Consider the following 20,557-nt stretch of genomic DNA (forward strand, 5'->3'; position numbering starts at 1 on the left):
ACTCTCCCGGTTCGCTGAGTCTCAAGATCGAGAGATAAACTGAAGGCATGTCAGAAGGGGCGGTCCGCGCGCAGTGAGTTCTCCAATCTTCGAACCGATCACTCGGTTCGTCCAACGTGCCGCGGTCCCCATCGTGGTCTTCCTCGGTCTCATCATCGGTGTGGCCGCGCTGTTCTTCACCGGAGCCGCGAACCCCACGCTGCTCAACGACCCCGGCTCCGTCGTCCGCTTCGGCCTGCCTGCGGCGAAGTTCGTCTTCAACATCGCGATGTCCCTGACCGTCGGGGCCCTCATGTTCGCCGTGCTCATCCTCCCGCGCACAGCAGGCGGTCGCCGTCGACACAAACAGGCCGCCGAGGAGGCCCCCCTCGACCCGCTGTGGACGAAGACTCTGCGCATCGCCGAGTTCTCCTCGGTCGTGTGGACGCTTTCGGCCGTCGCCGTGCTCGTGTTCTCCTTCGTCGACACCGTCGGTGCGCAGGCCTACCTCGACTTCTCGAACCAGCTCGGCGTCTTCGTCACGCAGATCGCCTACGGGCAGCTGTGGGTGCTCATCGTCGTCCTCATCGCCATCGCCTCCACGCTGTGCTTCGGCACCCGCTCCCATATCGGCATCGCCGCCGCCGGGGTGCTCAGCGTCGGTGTGATGATCCCCTTGGCGCTCATGGGCCACTCGGCTGAGGCGTCCGGGCACACGCAGGCCGTCAACAGCCTCGGTCTGCACATCCTCGGTGCGGCCATCTGGCTCGGTGGACTCTTCGTCATCGCCCTCCTCGGTGCCGGACTGGCGAAATCCGATGGTCTTCGCGCAGTCATCCAACGGTATTCGACGATCGCGCTCATCGCCTTCGGCCTCGTCGTCTTCTCCGGCGTCGTCAACGCGCTGCTGCGCGTGCACAGCTTCGACGACCTCATGACCCCGTACGGGGAAGTCATCCTGGCGAAGGCGTTCGCGACGGTTCTGCTGGGTCTCATCGGATTCTGGCACCGTCAGTTCGTCATCGCACGATTGGGCACAGCCGCCTCGGCGACGGTGGAATTCTGGCGTCTCATCGCCGTCGAATTCATCATCTTCGGTGCCACCATGGGACTGGCCGTGGCCCTGGCGCGGTCGCAGCCGCCGGTGCCGCAGGAACCGGTCGGTGACCCCACCCCGGCCGAGATCCTCACCGGCGATCCGCTCCCGCCGAAGCCGAACCTGGAGCACTACTTCACTCAGTGGGCGATCGATCCGCTGTGGATCGCGATCGCGGTGGGCACCTCGGTCGCCTACGTCATCGCTTTCATCAACCTCCGCCGTCGCGGCGACAAGTGGCCGGTGCTGCGCCTGATCAGCTGGCTGATCGGCATGGTCTTCCTTGTCTACGTCACCTCCGCAGGGCCCCGCGTCTACGGGGAGGTGCAGTTCTCTGCGCACATGATCGAGCACATGCTGCTCGTCATGGTGGTGCCGCTGCCGATGGTCCTCGGTGCGCCGATCACAATGCTCATGCGCGGAACGAAGGCCCGACGGGACGGCTCCGTCGGTGTGCGCGAATGGGTGCTGTGGCTGGTCAACACGCCGTATCTGCGTTTCCTCGCGCACCCGATCGTGGCGAGCGTGAACTTCGCCGGCTCCCTCGTGGTCTTCTACTACTCGGGAATCATGTACTACGCGCTCGATACGCACATCGGGCACGAACTGATGATCGCGCACTTCCTCGGTGCCGGGTACCTGTTCGGGCAGGCGCTCATCGGCATCGACCCGGGCGTGAAGCGTCCGCCGTACCCTCTGCGGCTGGTGATGCTGCTGGTGACGATGGCCTTCCACGCCTTCTTCGGGATCTCGATCATGAGTTCGAGTGTCCTCATCGCCGGTGACTGGTTCGGCAACATCGGCGCCGGATGGGGCTACACCGCGATCGATGACCAACAGCTCGGCGGGGCCATCGCATGGGGAATCGGCGAGTTCCCGACCCTGTTCGTCGCGATCACGGTCGCCCTGCAGTGGGCGAAGTCCTCAGACAGGGAAGCCAAACGCATCGACCGCAACGAGGACCGCACCGATGACGCCGAGCTGCGCGCGTACAACGCGATGCTCGCCTCGATGGCCGAACGTGACGCCCAGATCGGCCAACGGCGACGTTGAGCTCAGTCGCCCCGAGGCGAAGCAGTGAGCGGCGCGGCCCAGCGCACGATTCGCCGCTGTTCATCGGAGTGCTTGCCCTCGCCGCTGTTCATCGACGTACTTGCCGTCGACGCTGACGGTGCACATCGGGTGTGCACGAATGGGCATCGGAAATTCTCGGATTCCTTCCAGGAGATTGTCCAAAAGTCTGTAACGTGACGCACACTGTTGCTTGGATGAGAAATATCCGAGCGCCGATGTGCCTGGGCTCCGACGCCATCGACAACCGCAGAGAAGCGGTCGGCGAAGACCGGACCGGTCGGGCACAGGTGCCAGTGGAAGTCGATTCGCGCATTCAACGGTGACGCGGATCGTGGAAATAAGGAGAGTCATGAGTTCTCAGAACAACACCGAGAGGAAGTCGATCCGCGCACAGCTGCGCAAGGTCGTCGTCGCCTCGATGGCCGGAACGGTTGTCGAATGGTACGAATTCTTCCTCTATGCCACCGCAGCCACACTTGTGTTCCACGTTCTGTTCCCGCCTTCGGATGATCCTCTGACTCCGATCCTGGCCGGCTTCGCCACCTATGCGGTCGGCTTCATCGCCCGTCCCGTCGGCGGCATCGTCTTCGGCCACTTCGGGGACAAATACGGACGCAAGAAGCTGCTGCAGCTCTCGATCGTCCTCGTCGGCGTGGCCACGTTCCTCATGGGCTGCCTGCCGACCTATGCGGCGATCGGCGCCCTGGCCCCGATCCTGCTCGTGCTGCTGCGCGTCGTCCAGGGCTTCGCCGTCGGCGGTGAGTGGGGCGGTGCCGTCCTGCTCGTCGCCGAGCACTCACCGAACAAGGAACGCGGGTTCTGGGCGTCCTTCCCGCAGTCCGGTGTCCCGCTGGGCAACCTGTTGGCCACGGGCGTGCTCCTTGCGCTCAATGCCGGCCTCAGCGAGGCTCAGTTCGAGTCGTGGGGATGGCGAGTGGCCTTCTGGCTCTCGGCCGTCATCGTCATCATCGGCTACTACATCCGCACCCGCGTCTCCGATGCCCCGATCTTCGACGAGGTCCAGGCCGAAGAGATCGAGGAAGGCGTGGACTACGGCGTCAAGGCCGTGTTCAAGCGCTACCCGCGTGAGGTCTTCGCCGCCATGGGGCTGCGCTTCGTGGAGAACATCCACTACTATCTCGTCGTCACCTTCTCGATCACCTACCTGTCGACCCAAGCGCATATCGAATCGGGCGAGATCCTCGGTCTGCTGCTCGGCGCACACGCGATCCATGCGGTCCTCGTTCCGCTCGTCGGTGCGGCCACCGACCGGTTCGGGCGGAAGATGCCCTACGGTGTGGGCATCGTGCTCACCGCGACCTGGGGATTCTTCGCCTTCCCGATGTACGACACCGGCAACGCGGTGATGATCTTCGTCGCCCTGCTCCTGGGCCTGGTCTTCCACGCCCTCATGTATGCCGGCCAGCCGGCGATCATGGCGGAGATGTTCCCGACCCGGATGCGCAACTCCGGCGTCTCGACCGGCTACCAGGTGACCGCGATCGTCGCGGGATCGTTCGCACCCTTCATCGCGACGGCTCTGCTCAAGGGATTCGGCTCGTCGGTTCCGATCGCGCTCTACCTTCTCGCCGCAGCGATCGTGTCGTTCATCGCGCTCCTCTACACCCGTGAGACGAAGGGCATCGACCTGCGCTCGCTCGACACCGCGGACAAGGTGCGTCGCGGAGTCGCCTGAGACAGGACCCGCCGGGGTCAGCGGCCCCACGGCACATCGACGACGAAGGAAGGACAGGCAGATGGTTGAACTCACAGGCAGACGCGCACTCGTCACCGGGGGCGCGTCGGGACTGGGCAAGGCGATCAGCGAGGCCCTCGCCGAGGCCGGAGCCGAGGTCACCGTCGCCGATCTCGATGCGGAGGCCGCGGAAACCGTGGCCTCCGGCATCGGCGGTCGAGCGTGGGCCGTCGACCTGGCCGACACCTCGGCGCTGGAGACGATCGATGTCGACACCGACATCCTCGTCAACAATGCGGGCATCCAGCGGATCCACCCGATCACGGAGTTCCCGCTCGAGGAGTGGCGGCTGATCAGCACCCTCATGCTCGAAGCTCCCTTCGTGCTGACGAAGGCCGTGCTGCCGGGGATGTACCGGCGCGGCTGGGGGCGGATCATCAACCTGTCCTCGGTCCACGGCCTGCGGGCCTCGGCGAACAAGTCCGCCTACGTCGCCGCCAAGCACGGACTCATGGGGCTGACGAAGACCACCGCCCTCGAGGGTGGGCCGCACGGTGTGACCTGCAATGCGATCAACCCCGGCTATGTGCTCACACCGCTGGTCAAGGGGCAGATCGCCGACCAGGCGAAGACGAATGGGATCAGTGAGAAGGAAGTCCTCGAACAGGTCTTCCTCGGCCACTCGGCGGTGCCCCGGCTCGCCGAGCCCGAGGAGGTCGCGGCCATCGCACTCTTCCTCGCCGGCGATGCCGCCGCCGTCATCAACGGCAGCGCCCACAGCATCGACGGAGGCTGGACCGCCGCCTGACCCCTCCCCAATTGCTACGTGACGGCGGCCCAGCAACCTCGCGCGAGGTTGCTGGGCCGCCGTCACGTAGCAATTGGGGTCAGAGGACTTCTAGGACGCTGCGGACTCCAGAATTGCGGAGGGATTCGTGGCGGACCGAGGCCCAATAGGAGACCCGTTTCGAGAACTGATCGGGCAGCACCTGCCGCAGCCGAGAGTTATGGCGGGCCAGGAAGTCCGGCAGAATCCCGATCCCGACTCCGTTGGAAGTGGCGAGCACGTGTGCGTGCACCGAGGTGGAGCGGAAGAATCCGTTGCCGCGCGGCAGCGCATCGGCGGCCTCGTCGAGGTCGTCGACCTGCAGGGAGTTCTCGATGTAGTAGATCATCCGGTGCCGGGCCAGTTCGTCGAGGCTGCGGGGACGGCCATGCTCGGCGAGGTAGTCCTGCGAAGCGTAGAGCTGGAGCCGATAGTCGCGGATGTGCTTGGCGATCGACCGCGGTGCGTCCGGGCGGCCGACGACGATCTCGATGTCGACTCCGGACCGATACTGGCGCACCCGTTGGGTGGCCGTGATGAGTTCGATCTGCAGTCCCGGGTGGCTCTGCTGGAGCGCGGTGAGCGCAGGCACCGCGTACTCGAGGGCGAAGGCCTGCGGGCAGGCCAACCGGATCGTTCCGGACAGCGCCGAACTCGTGTGCGCGTCGATCCGCCCCAGGGCGGCCTCGATGTCCTCGGCGATCGGCAGCAGCTGACGTCCGGCCGCGCTGAGCTCCCAGCCGTCGGGAGAGGCCACGAGCACTCGTTCGCCGTAGGCCTTCTCCAGCGCCGCGATCCGGCGAGAGACGGTCGTGTGGTTGAGACCGAGGCTGTGTGCCGCGGCGGTGAATTTCCCCAATCGAGCGACAGCGAGCAGAGTCAGCAGATCCTCGGGGGCGATCTGCTGACCGGAACCGCTGGGTGCATAGGTGGCCATAGTCCGTCCATTCTATCTGCGTGTACGCACATATCCGGTGCGGAAGAGGTGAGCGTTCGGACCGGGCGTGCGCCGACCGACTGGCGTACTGTGAGAGGGAACACTGCATACCAGAAGAACATGATGCGAGGAGGCATATTATGTCGACGATTGGATGGGTGGGCCTGGGAAATATGGGCCGCCCGATGACTGCGAACCTGGTCAAGGCCGGTCACACCGTCAATGGTTACGATCTCGTCCCCGAAGCCGTGGCCGCAGCCGCGGAGCACGGTGTCAACCCCGTGAATTCGATCGCCGAGGCGGTCGCCGGTGCCGATATCGTGTTCACGATGCTGCCCAAGGGTGAGCATGCCCGCACCGCGTACCTCGAGCCCGACGGTGTCCTGGCCAACGCGGATACGAAGACCCTCCTCGTCGATTCCTCGACGATCGACTTCGACTCCGCACGCGTCCTCCACGCGGAGGCGGCCAAGGCCGGTTTCCGTCTCGTCGACGGCCCGGTCTCCGGTGGTGTCACCGGCGCCGAGGCGGGCACCCTGACCTTCATGCTCGGCGGCGCCGACGCCGATGTCGAAGAGGCCCGCCCCTTCATCGAGGCGATGGCCGGCAACATCTTCCACGCCGGTGGCGACGCCGCCGGTCAGGCCGCGAAGATCGTCAACAACATGATGCTCTCGATCAGCCTGCAGGGTGTCGTCGAGGGCGCCGTCCTAGCCGAGCGCTTCGGCCTCGACCCGAAGGTCTTCTACGACATCGCGAAGGTGTCCTCGGGCGACTCCTGGCCGCTGCGCACCTGGTACCCGGTGCCCGGTGTGACGACGACGTCGGCGGCGAACAACGACTTCAAGCCCGGCTTCGCCACCGCGCTCATGCACAAGGACGTCGGCCTGGCTCTTGCCGGCGCCGAGACTCAGGGCGTCGACCTCCCCGCTGCGGCACTCGTCCACGCACAGCTGCAGAAGCTCATGGATGAGGATCTCGGCGGTCTCGACACCACGGCCCTGATCAAGAACATCGACCCCAACGCCGAGGGACTGCCGAAGTAAGGCCGAAGAACCAGCGCCGAGGCGGCAGCGCCGTCCGCATCGAGGCACCAGCGCCGAGACCCTGGGGTCCGCACCGCCTCGGTGACCTGAAACTTCGTGCGGCTCGTGGAAGACTGGAGGCATGAGTACGACTGATTCATCCTCCTCGCTGTCCCCGGACGTCATCGCCGGAATCACCGGCAACCTCGACGAGGTGGCCGAGCGTGCCCGCGCCGCCGCCGTATCGGCGGGCCGCAGCGGTGATGAGGTGCGGGTGCTCCTGGCGACGAAGACCCAGCCAGCCGAGAAGATCCGAGTCGCCCTCGAACACGGGTTCACTCTCATCGGGGAGAACAAGGTTCAGGAGATCACCGGCAAGGCGGAAGCGCTCGCTGACCTCAACCCCGAGACCCACCTCATCGGTCCTCTGCAGCGGAACAAGGTCAACCACACGCTGCGGCATGCCAGCTGCATCCAGTCCGTCGACAACCTCCCCTTGGCCGAGAAGATCAACAACCGTCTTGGCGTGCTCGACGAAACCCTCGACTACTTCGTTCAGGTCAACACCTCCCGGGAGGATTCGAAGTTCGGTGTCGCTCCCGAGGACGCCGAGGCGCTGATCACCGAGACGAGGACGCTCGACCGGATGCGGCTGCGCGGCCTGATGACCATCGGCCTGCCCGGCAGCAGCCCCGACGTGATTCGTCCCAGCTACTCCGACCTGCGCGAACTCAGCGAACGCCTGCGGGAGTCCGGTGTCATGCCCGCCGAGGCGACCGAACTGTCGATGGGCATGAGCGGTGACTTCGAGCTCGCGATCTCCGAGGGGGCGACGATCGTGCGCGTCGGCTCGAGCATCTTCGGTGCTCGCGACTACTCCTGAGCGTTTGAGCCGACCCGCGTCTCACCATCGGCGGGGCGCGAGGGGGATGGTTCGAACACGCGGCGCAGACCGGCGATGAGTTCCACACGCCAACAGGCGAAATCGTGTCCGCCGGAGTAGACCGACAGCGAGGTGCGGCATCCGAGGTCGTGAAGAACCTCGGCCATCCGCCGGGCGCGATCGACCATGGGACCTTCACGATCTCCGACGGCGAGGTGGACCTGCTCAGCGCCCACCCCGGCGCCGGGGGTTCGCGCGCCTGCTCCGGACCCGTCTGTACGCGCACCCACTCCGGCGCCGGCCGCCGGTCCCGCCCTTTCAGCCGCCCTCGCCGCATGCACATTCGCACCTGAACCCGAGGCGAGGAAACGCGCTGCCGTCCAGTCGTCCCCGGTCATCTCGGCGAGATCCGCTGGCGTCGCCGACCCGCCGGGACGCCACCACAGCGACGGAGAATGGGCGAGCACGGCGTCGAAGGTGCCGGGGCTGACCTGGGCCATGAGCAGCGCCGACAGCCCGCCGAGGCTCTGACCGCAGATGATTCGGCGGGCCTCCTCGGGCACAGGGCATCCGTGTGCGGCCGCTTCGGCTTCGATCGCGGGCACCAGCTCATCGGCCACGCTGCGCAGAAACGCGTCATTGCCGGCCAGGGTGTGCGATCGCTGTTCCATCGTGCGGGTGCCGATGCCGATGATGATGAGGTCCGGCAGTCCGGCCGCGGCCACGGCCCGATCCACCCCGAGATGGTCGAACCACTGAAGCCCGTCGAAGAGCACGAGGACACCGGCCGGGGCAGCGGCGCTCGGCAGAGACACTCGCACGGGGCAGCTGACATCGCCGATCTCACGGTCGCCCGCCACGAAGAGTCGGCTGTCGCAGTCCTCGCCGAGGCGGCTGCCCGCCACCGCATCACGATCCGTATCGATGAGCGCCGGTTCCGCGTCGAAGAGCCACGTCCCGTGGTCGGGGGCGAGCGGTCCGGAGAACACCGACGAGCCCTCGCCCGGTCCCGGCTGGTCCGGGCGCGTCAGCGGCGGATCGAGGTTGAGCGGGTCGACGAGGACGGGCGGCCCGGGCCGATGCGGAGAGCCCAGAGGCTCGGGAGTCTCGGAGGCCGAGGGGCTGAAACCGTAGGAGCACCGGAGGTCGGCCGGCAGTCGCAGCGTCACGCCCCAGATCCCGGTCCCCGGGACCGGAGTCATCACGCCGGCATCCTGCCGGTGCTTATCGGTCACCCGGTTGGCCGAAAGTCTCACACTGCGGATAGTGGGATCGACTGCGCGGTAGAGGAACGTGACATCGCACTGACCGGGGTCATCTTCGCAGGCGTCGACGAGAGGTGTGCCGGAGCGCGTGACCTCCTCCCAGAACAATGTCTCTCGGCTTCCGAGATCGGCGCTCTGGCCAGCATTGATGGTGGAGAACTCGGTGAGAATCTCGCTGAATCGCACGACACTCTCCTTCTCTGCGGCGGCTCTCTGACGGCGGTCATCCGTCCGATTGTCCGGCCCCGCCTCGCCGCCCACATTGTGAGCAACTGTGACGGCGAGTGGACAAGCCGACTGGCAACGTTGCTAGTCTAGTCGATTAGGTTAGCCTTGCCAATGTAGGTGTCCTGGTCGCTGCTGAGATCTCCGACCCGGATCGTTGCCCGACGGCGCGCTGACTGCGACAGACGATGACGTTGCCCGCGGCGGACGGTCGTCGGGCATGACACCGCCGGTCCACACCGTGGCCGACGTCCCTTTTGAGGAGAGCAATGAGAACAGGACTTTCGATCATCGGCGCCGTGTGCGCATTGGCACTCGCCGGCTGCGGCGGCACCGGATCCGAGGCCGCAGACGATACCGCGGCAGAAGCGGCGGGTTCCGAACTTTCGGTTCCGCTTCCCGAAGGGTGGTCCCAGGTCGGCGGTACGAGCGACTTCTCCGGCATCGAGGCGGAACCGAAACTGCCCGCCACGGTCACCGACGGCACCGGCACCGAGGTGGAGGTCGAGGACATCGACAAGATCATCGTCGCCGGTGACGGCGTCGCATCGACGCTCGGCGCGCTGGGCCTGGCCGACAACATCGAGGCCGCGCCCGAGAACTCGGCGGCGCCCGAGGGGATCGATGCCCCGCAGCACTTCGAGTTCAGTAAGAGCACCGGCGTCGAAGGCCTGCTGGCGATGGACGGCACCCTGTTCATCGGCGACAACACGAAACGCCACGGTGACGTCGCCGGTCAGTTCCGGGACGCCGGCACCGATGCGGTGGTCATGGACGATCAGCAGTCCCAATCGGACAAACTCAAGGCCGTGGCCTCCTACGTCGGTGCCGATGAGGCGGGTGAAGAGCTCGCGAAGACCGTCGACGACCAGCTCGCCGAAGCCGCGAAGACCGCGAAGGACTCGGGCAAGCAGGATCTGTCGATCATCGAGGTCACCGCCACGGGAGCCGGCGGGCAGAACGCGGTCGCCGGCACCGGGACTCCGGGCAATGAGATGATCGAGACCCTCGGCTACACGAGTGTGGGCGCGGAGTCGAAGCTGCGCGGGTACTCCCGTGAGTTCAGCAATGAGGGCATCGTCGCCTCGGCGCCGGATGTCATCGTCATGGCCGAATCCGACTACGAGAAGTGGGGCGGCGAGGACGGCCTGTGGAAGGCGTTCCCGACGCTCGATCAGACTCCTGCAGGCCAGAACTCCGCGGTCTTCGTCATGCCCGATGCTCAGCTGAAGTACTCGAGCCCTGAGATCGGAGTCGGGGCTCAGGCCCTCGCCGAGGCCGTCGCGAAGCTCCCGTGACCCCGAAGGCTCCGACTCGCACCGCCGCCCCGGGCACCGCAGGCGCCCCGGCCGGACCGGATGCCACCGAGAACGCGGACGCCACCGGCGCCTCGGCGGCGTTCAGGCGTTCGGTCGAACCTGCGGCCCCGACCGGCTCCGCTGGGCGAGGCCGCAGGGCCGGCTCGGGCACCGAGGCGCGCCACACCGTCCGCCGTCTCCCGCTGCTCACCTGCGTGATCATCGGCCTGGCGGTGCTTGTGGTGCTCATGGCCGTCTCTGCTTCGGTCGGTCCGCTGCGGATCCCCCTCGCCGAGGTCGCGCGCATCGTCGGGGCCCAACTGGGTGTCGTCGACGGCGCTGACCTCAGCCAGCGCGACGTCTCAGTCATCTGGCAGCTGCGCGTGCCCCGCGTGCTCATGGGAGTGCTCGTCGGCGCGGCCCTCGCGATCTCGGGCGCGGCGCTGCAGAGCCTGTTCAACAACCCCCTCGCCGACCCCGGGATCATCGGGGTCAGCGGCGGAGCCTCGGCGGGTGCTGTGGGCGTCATCGTGCTCGCGGGCAGCAGCATCACCTGGCTGCTGCCCATCGGGGCCTTCCTCGCCGGCCTCGCCGTCACCGGACTCATCTATGTGCTGGCGCGTCCCGGACGCAACACGGGCACCTCGCGGATGCTGCTCGTCGGCATCGCCGTGGGGTCGGGCTGTCAGGCGCTGACCGGGTTCTTCACCTTCATCGCCGATGACCAGCAGCTCCAGACGCTGACCTTCTGGCAGATGGGGTCGCTGGCGAAGGTGATCTGGCCGCACTTCTGGGCGACCCTGCCGATCTTCCTCATCGGTCTTGCCATCGTCCTGCTCAACTCGCGCGCCCTCGATGTCCTCACGCTCGGCGAACGCGAAGCCCAACACCTCGGCCTCAATGTCCGACGCAGCCGTCTGATCATCATCATCGCCACCGCACTGCTCACGGGTGCCGCAGTCGCCTTCGCCGGCGCGATCGGATTCGTCGGCCTCGTCGTTCCGCACATCGTGCGCATCATCGTCGGCCCCGGCCACCGCGGCCTGCTGCCGATCTCCGCGATCGCCGGGGCGATTCTCATCGTCGCCGCCGACTGCGCCTCCCGCGTCGTCGCCCCGCCCTCGGAGGTCCCGATCGGCCTGTTCACCGCGGCCGTCGGCGCCCCGTTCTTCCTGTTCCTCGTCGTCCGGATGAAGAAGAGCTCATGGTGAAGACTCAACACAGCCGCACCCCCGATGCCCACGGCTCCGGCCTTCAACCGCAGGCGACCACGTCCGCCGAGGCGGTCGTCCGGGCCCAGGATGTCACCTTCTGCGTGGATGGACGGGAACTCGTCTCCGGGATCTCGTTCAGTCTCCGCCACGGTGAGGTCGTCGCGCTCGTCGGCCCGAACGGAGCGGGAAAATCGACGATGCTCTCCCTTCTGGCCGGCGACATCGCTCCGACCCGGGGCACCGTCGAGATCGCCGGCACGGAGGTGAGGTCATGGAAGTCCGGGCCGCTGGCCCGCAGGCGCTCGGTGATGCTTCAGCACAACAGTGCGAACTTCGCCTTCAGCGTCGAGGAGGCCGTCCACATGGGGCGCCTGCCCTGGGACGTCGACGTCGACCGCGATGACCGCCTCGTTGCCGAGTCGATCGCCGATTCGGACCTGTGCGGCTTCGAGGATCGTGACATCACCACGCTCTCCGGTGGGGAGGCCGCCCGCGTGTCCTATGCGCGCACGAGGGTGCAGACGACGCCGATCATCTTCCTCGACGAGCCCACCGCCGCGCTCGACCTCAGGCATCAGGAGTCACTCCTGCGCTCGGTCAGACGCCTGCGCGACGAAGGGGCGGCAGTCATCGTCGTCCTCCACGATCTCAACCTCGCTCTGCGCTACGCCGATCGGGTGCTCGTCTTCGGCGACGGTCGCCTCGTCGCCGATGGTCCCCCGGGACAGGCGCTGAGCGAGGAACTCGTCGAAGCGGTCTACGGCCAGCGCGTGCGCCGCCTCGAAGCCGAAGGGATCGACACTCCCATCCTCGTCCCCGTCTGAACCGGTCCGTGTCTGACCGGTCCGTCTGAACCGGTCCCTCGGAACCTGTCCGTCTGACCGGCCCGTCTGACCGGTCACATCGTGACACCCGGACTGCCACCTCGGCGCCGGATCTGTGAAGATGGAGGCATGAACTCCACTCCGCAGACCGCCGCCTCGCACGCCGTGAAGGTCCGGGCCCCCGAACTCGTCGGGCGCCGATGGATGAACTCCGGCGGCAAGGAGCTGACCCTGGCCGACCTGCGCGGCAAGGTCGTCCTCCTCGACTTCTGGACCTTCTGCTGCATCAACTGCCTCCACGTCCTCGACGAGTTGCGTCCCCTCGAGGAGAAGTACGCGAAGGAACTCGTCATCATCGGCGTCCACTCGCCGAAGTTCGAGTTCGAACGCACCGTCGAGGCCGTCGACCAGGCCGTGGAACGCTACCAGGTCGAACACCTCGTCCTCGATGACCCGGACCTCGTCACCTGGCAGGCCTACACCGCTCGCGCCTGGCCGACCCTGGCCGTCATCGACCCTGAGGGCTACCTCGTGGCGACGATGTCCGGAGAGGGCCACGCCGCTGGGCTCACCGAGATCATCGAAGGCCTCATCGACGAGCATTCGGCCAAGGGAACGCTGCATTCCGGTGACGGCCCCTACGTTCCGCCGCCGGCACCCGAAACAGACCTGTTCTACCCCGGCAAGGTCACTCGTCTGCCCTCCGGGCATCTCCTCGTCGCTGACTCCGGCCACCACGGCCTCGTCGAATACGATGCCGACGGCACCACGATCATCCGCCGCATCGGCACGGGAGAGCGCGGGGCCGCGGACGGCGACTTCGCTTCGGCGTCGTTCAGCGAGCCCGGCGGCATCACCGTGCTGCCCGACGACCTCGCCGCCGAGGTCGGGTACGGGATCGTCGTCGCCGACACCGTCAACCACACCCTGCGCGGGATCGATCTCGAATCCGAAACCGTGACGACCATCGCCGGCACCGGGCAGCAGCACATGGTCGGCGCCATCGACAATGTCCGCGGCAAACACGGTGAACTGGGACGATACGACGGCCCCGGGCTCGACGTGAAGCTCTCGTCGCCGTGGGATGTCCTCTTTGTCCCCTCCACCGCCGAGGTGGTCGTGGCGATGGCCGGCAACCACACGATCTGGTCGTTCGATCCGAAGGACGGAGCGATCCGCATCCTCTCGGGCACGATGAATGAGGGGCTGAGCGACGGAGACGCCGAATCCGCGTGGTTCGCCCAGTCCTCGGGCCTCGACCTCGATGCCGACGGCCAGGTGCTCATCGCCGATTCCGAGACTTCGGCGATTCGTCGCCTCGACCCCGTCACCGGTGAAGTCACCACGCTCGTGGGAGTCGGCCTCTTCGACTTCGGATTCCGCGACGGTCCCGCCGCCGAGGCGCGCCTGCAGCATCCGCTGGGAGTGCGCGCCCTGCCCGATGGGTCGATCGCGATCGCCGACACCTACAACGGGGCCATCCGCCGCTACGACCCGCACACCGAGGAAGTGACGACCCTGGCCCGCGGTCTGCGTGAACCCTCGGACATCCTCGTCGTCGACTCAGCAGTCGGCGACGGCGACTCCTCCGGCCGAGGTGATGACTCCGCCGGCGGCTCCGAGTCCTCGAGTGAGGCCGAGCTCCTCGTCGTCGAGTCCGCCTCCCACGCGCTGACGAGGGTGAGACTGCCCAAGGACGCCCAGACGGTCGACGAGGGGGCGCTGACGACGAAGCGACCGTCGACCGAGATCGTCTCCGGACCGGTGTCGCTGAGCGTGAGCTTCACGGTGCCCTCGGGGCAGAAGCTCGACGACCGGTGGGGAGATCCCACGTTCCTGCAGGTCTCGGCGACCCCGCCCGAGCTCATCGTCTCCGGCGATGGGGGAGCCGAGGGGCTCAACCGCGAGATCGTCATCAACCCGGATCTCGACGGGGGAGTGCTCCATGTGACCGCTCGAGCCGCCGCCTGTGACGGCGAGCCCGGGGGAGAGATCCCCCTGCACGCGGCCTGCCACCTCTATCAGCAGGACTGGGGCATTCCGGTCGATCTCGCGGACTCGGCGCCGAACGAGCTCAACCTCGATCTGCGCGGCGCCTGAGGCGCTCGGCTCAGCGCCGTTCGTTCAGCGCCGATCGCTCAGCATCATGCGCGCAGCGCGGTACGCATCAGACGATGCCATCCGCATGAGACGACGCCGCACGCATCAGACGATGCCATCCGCATGAGACGACGCCGCACGCATCAGACCACGGAGACGTCACCGAGGCGGCGCGGCTCGTAGCTGACCCGGGACGACTTCACGACCACGGAGCCGCCGAGGACGAAGGAGAGCTTCTCGTCGAGGTCGTGTTCGGCCGCGGTGACGATGTCTCGATAGCGGCCCTTGACCCGCACCTCGACCGTCGACGGGGTGAGTTCGAGGTCGTTGCCCGACGAGGTCAGGCCGATCTGCGGGCTGCGTTCGAGTGACCAGGTGATGTCGCCGATGATCGTGTTGTCCGTGTCGTAGCCGAAGACGCAGCCCGAGGGCATGAGGGTCTTCGACTTCATGCAGTCCTTGAGATGGTCGGTGACCTGCTGTTCGACGGTCTCTTCGAGCTTGGCCGTCGGTTCGGGCGACAGCGTGACGGTGGGAGAGTCGCCGGGAGCGGTCACCTCGGCGCGTTCGGACTTCGACTTCAGATACGTCGCATCGAAGCCGACGAGGTAGCTGGCCGGAAACAGCACGGGCACCTTTCCGGTGCTGACCCCATAGCCGTTGATCGTCGCCGTCGACGAACCGGAGACGTTGAGTGACAGCGTCGGCCACTCCTTCTGTTCGATGGCCCACCGGTCGAAGAGCCCCGCGCTCGCGGGCAGCCGGACCATCGTCAGATCGATCGTCTGCTCCTGCGAGGAGAGGTTGAAGCTGAGGCGGACCTTCGCGTGATCGCCGTCGACGGACAGAGTCTTCGCTTCGGCTTCCCGCGGCAGATCGGGGGCCGCCGAAAGCACCTCATCGCTGAGCGCCAACGTCGAGTTCGGAGTCGGCGCGGAGAGATAGGAGAAAGCACGATTCGCGTCACCCTGTTCGAGCGCACCGATATAGGCTTCGGCGGCGCGGGCGGGTGTGTAGAGGGTGAAGTTGAGGAGAGGAACGGCGGCGACCGTGAGGACGACGACCGTCAGCGCCGAGATCAGAAGTCTGCGCGAGGTTCGCATGTCGTTCCTGATTCGATTGGGGACTGAGCGGGGGACTGAGCAGGTCTCAGTCTATCTGCCGAGCCTCATTCCACCGGGTAGGCATGCAGTGCGGAGGTGTCGACCTCGACGAAGACGTGGGTGCCGACCCTGACGTTTTCACGCAGTTCGGTGATCGTGGCGCCGAGGCCGGGGTGGATGATGCCGAAACCGGCCGAGGACCGGCCGTCTGCGGTCGCGTCTCCCGCAGCCGATGGCTCCTCGTCCCCGTCCGGGGCGTCCTCCGCATCATCGGTGCCCGCAGGCCTTCGGTCCGGCACACCGGCGAGGTCGGCCAGGTCGACGTCGAGGGCGAGCCCCATCTCGGTGTCGACCGGCGAGAGCTTCGCCTGCAGGCAGGTACCGCGATCACGCAATCCGGTGACGATGGCTTCGAACACCGTCGCCGAGGTGAACGCCGGGTCATGTTCGTCCAGTGACAGGAGGGCGGCACGCCACCCGAGGGTGACGAAGACCTTCCCGTCGAGTTCGGTCCGGGCGCGTACGGCCGAATGGCCGATGGACAGCCATCCTTTGCGGGCCAGGCCCGAATAGACGTTGACTCCGCTGAGCTCGGCAGGCAGTGAGCCCCTGGGCTCGCTGACGATCTGCTCCAGGGAACCGAATGCGACGAGCTGGTCCTTTTCGATATCGGCCACCCCCGCCTCGGCGATGGTGTGGTCGGTGAGCGAATTGGAGCTGAACACGACCCCGCGCCCCTCGTGGGCGACGAGTTCGGCGAAGCGGTTGCGCAGTCCCGTGCGCAGGTGGCTCGGGACCGAAGCGAAGGGATCGATGAACGTCAGCCACGTCGCGCCGCTCGCCCAGGCCGCGGCCAGGACGAGGCGGGCACGGTCGATCGCTTCGAGATCCGCGATCCGGCGGCGCAGGACCTCCGGACGCAGACCGAATGCTGTCAGTGCAGCGGATTGAGACGCTGCCGATGCCGCCTCCCCAGATCCGGCATCGGCTTCACGCAGGTACTTCTTCATCCAGCTGCGCACACGCGAACGACCCGACCGGGATCCGGTCGGGAAGCGTGGCGGTGGTGCGACGTGGGGCAGGCTCGCCGCGGACAGCACCACCGCAGTGGTGCTGTCCGGGCTGCCCATGAGTCCGAGCATTGTCCCTGCTCGCAGACGTCCTAGATCGATCTCGCGTCCGTCGAGCTGCAGCCCCGCGAGGGACAATTCATCGTTCAACTGTGTTTAGAACTCCGCTGGATCATCGGAGGCGTTCATCCGCCGACGGGTGATGATGACGGCTGCGGCACCGACGGCGAGCAGGCCGACTCCCAGCGCCAGTCCGGTCATCTCGGCACCGGTGCGCGGCAGATCGCTGCCGGCAGCGCCCGAGTCGCTTCCGCCTTCGTCGACAGCCGTGCCGTTGGTCAGCACCGTGAAGCTTCCGCCCTGAGGCTCATCGAAGCTCTCGGCCTGGGCACGGACGTTGTAGGTGCCGAGCACAGCCTTGACCTTGGCCTGGACACCGAACGTGGCCTTGCCCTCGGAGTCGGCCTGCTTGGTCATCGTGTAGCGGTCGACCTTGCCCTGGGCGTGCTCGACCGTGATGGTGACCTTCTCGCCGGGCTGCGCTCCGCTGACGCCGAGCTTGATGCCCTTGTCGAGGAAGTCCTCGGAGCTGATCTCGGTCGGGTCGATGGAGAGCGACTGCTTGGCAGCGGCCGGTGCTTCCTTCTCCTCGGTTCCGGGGCTGGCCGGTCCGGTGGATTCGGATTCCTTGTCCTCGGACTTCTCGTCCTTCGGGGCCGCGGAGGACTCGTCTCCGTCGGTTTCGGTCGGCTTCGGAGCCTCGGACGTGGGTTCGTCGGTCTCAGCCTCGTCGCTCTCAGCCTCGTCCGTCTCGGTCGGGGCCTTGGCCCGAGCCTCATCCGTCTTGTCGGTTTCGGTCGGTTCCGGAGCTTTGGTCGTGGGCTCGTCGGTCTTCGTCTCCGACGGCTCTGGAGCCTTGGTGGTGGGTTCCTCGGTCTTCGTCTCCGACGGTTCCGGAGCCTTGGTAGACGGCTGTTCGGTCTTCGTCTCCGACGGTTCCGGTGCCTCGGTGGAGGGTTCGTCGGTCTTCGTCTCCGACGGTTCGTCGGTCTCACTGGGATCTTCGATCGGACCGGTGGCCGATTCGCAGTTGTCACCGGTCGGGTCGGAATCGTCGACATCGGAATCCGAAGCGACGACCTCGAAGGTCACCTTCGACGACTTCTTCTCCGATTTGAGGTCGGTGAGGTAGAGCGAGTATTCGCCGACAGGCACCTGCGCGTCTTCGGTCGCGGTGAAGAAGTAGGTGCCGGACACCTGACCCTTCTCGTCGACCGTGAGCTTCTTGGGTGGGGTGTAGTCGGTGCCATCGGTGCCGATGACGGTCACGGTGGCCTTCTCATCTGCGGTGAATCCGGTTCCGGAGAAGCCGATTCCCTTCTTGCTGTTCGCGATATCGGCCCGGGTGACCTGCGCGTGCGCAAGGGTCGCCTGAGGATCCGACTCTTCGGGTACCGAGGAGTCGGCTTCGGAGTCGCTCGATGACTGCTGGTCGCCCTGGGCGCACAGCGGTTGCTGAGGTACCGAAGCGGTGGACTCTGTCGCTGCGAACGCCGGGGCGCCAGCAAGACCTGTCAAAGCAACGGCTACTGCGGGGGCAAGCACAAGACGCGAGGTCTTCACAGTAATGCCTTTCGATTGTTGTCTACCCACGAAAGGCGATGGGACTCCCGGCATTCCTTGGCTTAAGAAGGGGAAGGCACCATCGTGCGCGGGTCCGTACAGCTCATAACTCTAAAGCATTCATCAGCGCCTATGGGGAGACACACGGGGAAAAACCAGCATAAATTGGAGTAATCGTTATCGTTTTGTGACCTAGGTGCGGCGTGTCGCGCAGAGTCGGAGGGAAATTCTGAGCTGCCGAGCCGTCGGATCTCGAGCGTGAAGAGGCCGGAACGACTACCATCGGATACGTGACTCTGCTTTCCGACCGCGACATCCGCGCCGAGCTCGACTCCGGCCGCATCGCCCTCGACCCCTACGACCCTTCGCTGATCCAGCCGGCCAGTGTCGATGTCTGCCTCGACCGGTACTTCCGGCTCTTCGACAACCACAAATATCCGGTCATCGACCCGAGCCTCGAACAGCCCGAACTCACCCGCTTCCTCGAGGCCGCACCGGGAGAGCCCTTCGTGCTGCACCCCGGCGAGTTCGTCCTCGCCTCCACGCACGAACTCGTGACTCTGCCCGACGATGTCGCGGCACGGCTCGAAGGGAAGTCCTCGCTGGGCCGGCTCGGCCTGCTCACGCACTCGACGGCCGGATTCATCGACCCCGGATTCAGCGGTCACGTCACCCTGGAGCTGTCCAATGTCGCAACCCTGCCGATCACGCTGTGGCCGGGCATGAAGATCGGGCAGCTGTGCTTCTTCCGCCTCAGCTCCTCTGCCGTCAACCCCTACGGCTCCGCTGCCACCGGCAACCGGTACCAGGGCCAGCGCGGCCCGACCGCATCCCGTTCGCACCTGAACTTCTACCGGAGGGACATGTGATCACCCGCCGCGAACTGCGGCGCCAACGCGAAGCCGCCGAACGCGCCGAACGCGAGCGTGCCGACGCCGCGCGCTACCAGGGCGGTCTCGCCGCGTCCGGGGACACCGGCCCTGCGCGCTCCGGATCAGATGGGTCGCCGGCGCCCGCACCCTCCGTCTCGGATGAGGCGCCCGGACCCGGAGCCTCCGCCCCGGCTCGGCGCCGGACCGGGATGCCCTCGACCGGTCGCCCCGGGTACGGTGATCACCGAGCATCCGCGCCGGTCGACACCCCCACCTCGGCGGATCTGCGGGGTTTCCACCTTCTCCTCCTCGACGATGCCGTCGAGATCTCCGACGTCCTCGCACTCGTCCACAACAAGCTGCCGGACCTGCACCCGCAGCTCGACGAACACGGACAGATGAGGCTGAGTCGGCATTCACGGCTCAGCTCCGGCACGGTCCTCGAACCCGCGGATGCCGCCGCCCTCGAAGTCCCCGACTGGGCCCACCACGCGATCGTCGTCGACTGTCCCCGCGATCGTCAGCCCTCTCCGCCACCGGACTGGTTCGCCGATGCCGACGGCCTCCACGCGGCTTTCCCCGAGGGCATGCCCGACCGGGAGGAGGAGCGGGTGCTCAGCCTCCTGCTCGCCATCGCCTCCCGCCTGCACACGGGAGTCCGCCTGGCCGACGAGCCCGGACTGCCGACGCGAGTGATCATCCCCGACCCCGAGGCGAAGGTCGACCTCTACCTGTACTCGCCCTACTGGCTGGAACCGCAGGTGACCCTGGAGTTCGTGCGCCGCCACGCCCCGCACGCCTTCCAGCAGTCGCTGCCCACCCCCGACGAGGATGTGCTCGCGCAGGCGAACATCGACGACCCGCTCTTCGATCCTTCGGCCCCCGTCATCCTCGACGGCTACGCCCTGCTCGTCCCGCTCGGAGACATCGATGAGGCCGCCGGCGGCCTCGAGATCCGGGTGATGGAGGCCGAGTGGGTGCCGCCGATCATCGCCGCCCACACGGATGCCCCGCAGATCGAATACCACGTGCACTGGATGGACACCGAGTCCCGGCGCTACCAACCGAATCCGCGGCGTCGATTCCGCAGGATGCGCGCCGAGGTGGCCCGACTGACCGACGCGATCGGAGCGGAGCTCCTCGTCGGCTGCGATGGGGTGGGAGTCGACGAGAACGGTTTCCTCGTGACCAGCCGCCAGCTGCGCGAGTGAGCGTCGACGGGGCCACGGCACCCGATGGGGCCGTCGGCGCCGTCTGCGACCGTCCTGGGAATGCGACCGAGGACCCCGCCGGTGACTACCCCGAGGACCTCGCGAAGGACCTCGCCGAGGACTGCCCCGAGGACTGCGCCCAGGCCCCCGCCGATGACTGCGAGGGCGGGCGAGAAACGGGTTCGGCCGAGTGCACGCAATTGGGGAAACTTCGTCTGTCCGTGCAAAAATAAACT

17 protein-coding genes are annotated in these 20,557 nt (G+C 66.7%); 12 read left to right on the plus strand and 5 right to left on the minus strand.

Going from position 1 to position 20,557, the window contains the following annotated elements; genetic code table 11:
* The first annotated feature begins 73 nt into the window (after nt 1-73).
* From ACQE2J_RS01695 to ACQE2J_RS01705, 3 genes are all read left to right on the plus strand, one after another.
* Nucleotides 74-2,128, plus strand: coding sequence for a cytochrome c oxidase assembly protein (locus ACQE2J_RS01695; protein WP_135541660.1), 2,055 nt, complete (start codon nt 74-76; stop codon nt 2,126-2,128).
* A 370-nt stretch (nt 2,129-2,498) separates the two neighbouring features.
* On the plus strand, nt 2,499-3,845 hold the full coding sequence (locus ACQE2J_RS01700) for an MFS transporter (protein WP_135541658.1): 1,347 nt from the start codon (nt 2,499-2,501) through the stop codon (nt 3,843-3,845).
* Between the two features lie 61 nt (nt 3,846-3,906).
* A complete protein-coding gene (locus ACQE2J_RS01705; RefSeq protein ID WP_135541656.1) occupies nt 3,907-4,653 on the plus strand; it encodes a 3-hydroxybutyrate dehydrogenase in 747 nt (248 codons plus the stop codon).
* Nucleotides 4,654-4,732: 79 nt separating this feature from the next.
* Here the strand turns inward: ACQE2J_RS01705 and ACQE2J_RS01710 are convergent, their stop codons facing one another.
* Entirely contained in the window at nt 4,733-5,608 is an 876-nt protein-coding gene (locus ACQE2J_RS01710) for a LysR family transcriptional regulator (protein WP_135541654.1), read from the minus strand.
* Nucleotides 5,609-5,745: 137 nt separating this feature from the next.
* On the opposite strand from ACQE2J_RS01710, the gene mmsB reads away from it, so the two are divergent.
* Together mmsB and ACQE2J_RS01720 are read left to right on the plus strand one after the other, a co-directional pair.
* Complete coding sequence (gene mmsB, locus ACQE2J_RS01715) at nt 5,746-6,654, plus strand: 3-hydroxyisobutyrate dehydrogenase (RefSeq protein WP_426937537.1); 909 nt, start codon at nt 5,746-5,748, stop codon at nt 6,652-6,654.
* 121 nt (nt 6,655-6,775) lie between these two features.
* Nucleotides 6,776-7,516, plus strand: a complete 741-nt coding sequence (locus ACQE2J_RS01720; protein ID WP_426936949.1) for a YggS family pyridoxal phosphate-dependent enzyme — start codon at nt 6,776-6,778, stop codon at nt 7,514-7,516.
* Here ACQE2J_RS01720 and ACQE2J_RS01725 read toward each other — a convergent pair.
* Nucleotides 7,507-8,967, minus strand: coding sequence for an alpha/beta hydrolase-fold protein (locus tag ACQE2J_RS01725; protein ID WP_426936950.1), 1,461 nt, complete (start codon nt 8,965-8,967; stop codon nt 7,507-7,509). The genes ACQE2J_RS01720 and ACQE2J_RS01725 overlap by 10 nt on opposite strands.
* 308 nt (nt 8,968-9,275) lie before the next feature.
* On the opposite strand from ACQE2J_RS01725, the gene ACQE2J_RS01730 reads away from it, so the two are divergent.
* The 4 genes from ACQE2J_RS01730 (at nt 9,276) to ACQE2J_RS01745 (ending at nt 14,442) form a co-directional block, all read left to right on the plus strand.
* Nucleotides 9,276-10,304 carry a heme/hemin ABC transporter substrate-binding protein gene (locus ACQE2J_RS01730; RefSeq protein ID WP_426936951.1) on the plus strand — a complete coding sequence of 343 codons (1,029 nt, stop codon included), beginning with the start codon at nt 9,276-9,278 and terminating at the stop codon, nt 10,302-10,304.
* On the plus strand, nt 10,301-11,515 hold the full coding sequence (locus ACQE2J_RS01735; RefSeq protein WP_426936952.1) for a FecCD family ABC transporter permease: 1,215 nt from the start codon (nt 10,301-10,303) through the stop codon (nt 11,513-11,515). The genes ACQE2J_RS01730 and ACQE2J_RS01735 overlap by 4 nt, the downstream gene beginning before the upstream one ends.
* Nucleotides 11,509-12,342, plus strand: a complete 834-nt coding sequence (locus tag ACQE2J_RS01740) for a heme ABC transporter ATP-binding protein (protein ID WP_425119055.1) — start codon at nt 11,509-11,511, stop codon at nt 12,340-12,342. The genes ACQE2J_RS01735 and ACQE2J_RS01740 overlap by 7 nt, the downstream gene beginning before the upstream one ends.
* Nucleotides 12,343-12,471: 129 nt before the next feature.
* Nucleotides 12,472-14,442, plus strand: a complete 1,971-nt coding sequence (locus ACQE2J_RS01745) for an NHL domain-containing thioredoxin family protein (RefSeq protein WP_425119054.1) — start codon at nt 12,472-12,474, stop codon at nt 14,440-14,442.
* Between the two features lie 143 nt (nt 14,443-14,585).
* On the opposite strand, the gene ACQE2J_RS01750 is transcribed toward ACQE2J_RS01745, so the two are convergent.
* The 3 genes from ACQE2J_RS01750 to ACQE2J_RS01760 all read right to left on the minus strand — a co-directional run bounded on the left by ACQE2J_RS01750 (nt 14,586) and on the right by ACQE2J_RS01760 (nt 18,193).
* Nucleotides 14,586-15,545, minus strand: coding sequence for a hypothetical protein (locus tag ACQE2J_RS01750; RefSeq protein ID WP_135541641.1), 960 nt, complete (start codon nt 15,543-15,545; stop codon nt 14,586-14,588).
* Nucleotides 15,546-15,610: 65 nt separating this feature from the next.
* Nucleotides 15,611-16,765 (minus strand): ABC transporter, encoded by a 1,155-nt coding sequence (locus ACQE2J_RS01755; protein WP_426936953.1) that lies wholly within the window; start codon nt 16,763-16,765, stop codon nt 15,611-15,613.
* Nucleotides 16,766-16,771: 6 nt separating this feature from the next.
* Complete coding sequence (locus ACQE2J_RS01760; RefSeq protein WP_425119052.1) at nt 16,772-18,193, minus strand: LPXTG cell wall anchor domain-containing protein; 1,422 nt, start codon at nt 18,191-18,193, stop codon at nt 16,772-16,774.
* A gap of 335 nt (nt 18,194-18,528) precedes the next feature.
* Here ACQE2J_RS01760 and dcd point away from each other — a divergent pair, with 335 nt between their 5' ends.
* From dcd to ACQE2J_RS01775, 3 genes are read left to right on the plus strand one after another with little or no spacing between them, the layout of a single operon-like run.
* Complete coding sequence (dcd, locus tag ACQE2J_RS01765; RefSeq protein WP_135541635.1) at nt 18,529-19,107, plus strand: dCTP deaminase; 579 nt, start codon at nt 18,529-18,531, stop codon at nt 19,105-19,107.
* Complete coding sequence (locus ACQE2J_RS01770; protein WP_426936954.1) at nt 19,104-20,321, plus strand: hypothetical protein; 1,218 nt, start codon at nt 19,104-19,106, stop codon at nt 20,319-20,321. The genes dcd and ACQE2J_RS01770 overlap by 4 nt, the downstream gene beginning before the upstream one ends.
* A complete protein-coding gene (locus tag ACQE2J_RS01775) occupies nt 20,318-20,554 on the plus strand; it encodes a hypothetical protein (protein ID WP_426936955.1) in 237 nt (78 codons plus the stop codon). The genes ACQE2J_RS01770 and ACQE2J_RS01775 overlap by 4 nt, the downstream gene beginning before the upstream one ends.
* Nucleotides 20,555-20,557: the final 3 nt, after the last annotated feature.

This window comes from Brevibacterium sp. LE-L (assembly GCF_050214925.1).
Taxonomy (GTDB): Bacteria; Actinomycetota; Actinomycetes; order Actinomycetales; family Brevibacteriaceae; genus Brevibacterium.

What these genes read in the sequence shown, in the direction of transcription:
- ACQE2J_RS01740 (WP_425119055.1), top strand. Translation starts at nt 11,509, where the DNA reads ATGGTGAAGACTCAACACAGCCGCACCCCCGATGCCCACGGCTCCGGC.
- ACQE2J_RS01745 (WP_425119054.1), top strand. Translation starts at nt 12,472, where the DNA reads ATGAACTCCACTCCGCAGACCGCCGCCTCGCACGCCGTGAAGGTCCGG.
- ACQE2J_RS01700 (WP_135541658.1), top strand. Translation starts at nt 2,499, where the DNA reads ATGAGTTCTCAGAACAACACCGAGAGGAAGTCGATCCGCGCACAGCTG.
- ACQE2J_RS01710 (WP_135541654.1), bottom strand. Translation starts at nt 5,608, where the DNA reads ATGGCCACCTATGCACCCAGCGGTTCCGGTCAGCAGATCGCCCCCGAG.
- ACQE2J_RS01730 (WP_426936951.1), top strand. Translation starts at nt 9,276, where the DNA reads ATGAGAACAGGACTTTCGATCATCGGCGCCGTGTGCGCATTGGCACTC.
- ACQE2J_RS01720 (WP_426936949.1), top strand. Translation starts at nt 6,776, where the DNA reads ATGAGTACGACTGATTCATCCTCCTCGCTGTCCCCGGACGTCATCGCC.
- ACQE2J_RS01750 (WP_135541641.1), bottom strand. Translation starts at nt 15,545, where the DNA reads ATGCGAACCTCGCGCAGACTTCTGATCTCGGCGCTGACGGTCGTCGTC.
- ACQE2J_RS01705 (WP_135541656.1), top strand. Translation starts at nt 3,907, where the DNA reads ATGGTTGAACTCACAGGCAGACGCGCACTCGTCACCGGGGGCGCGTCG.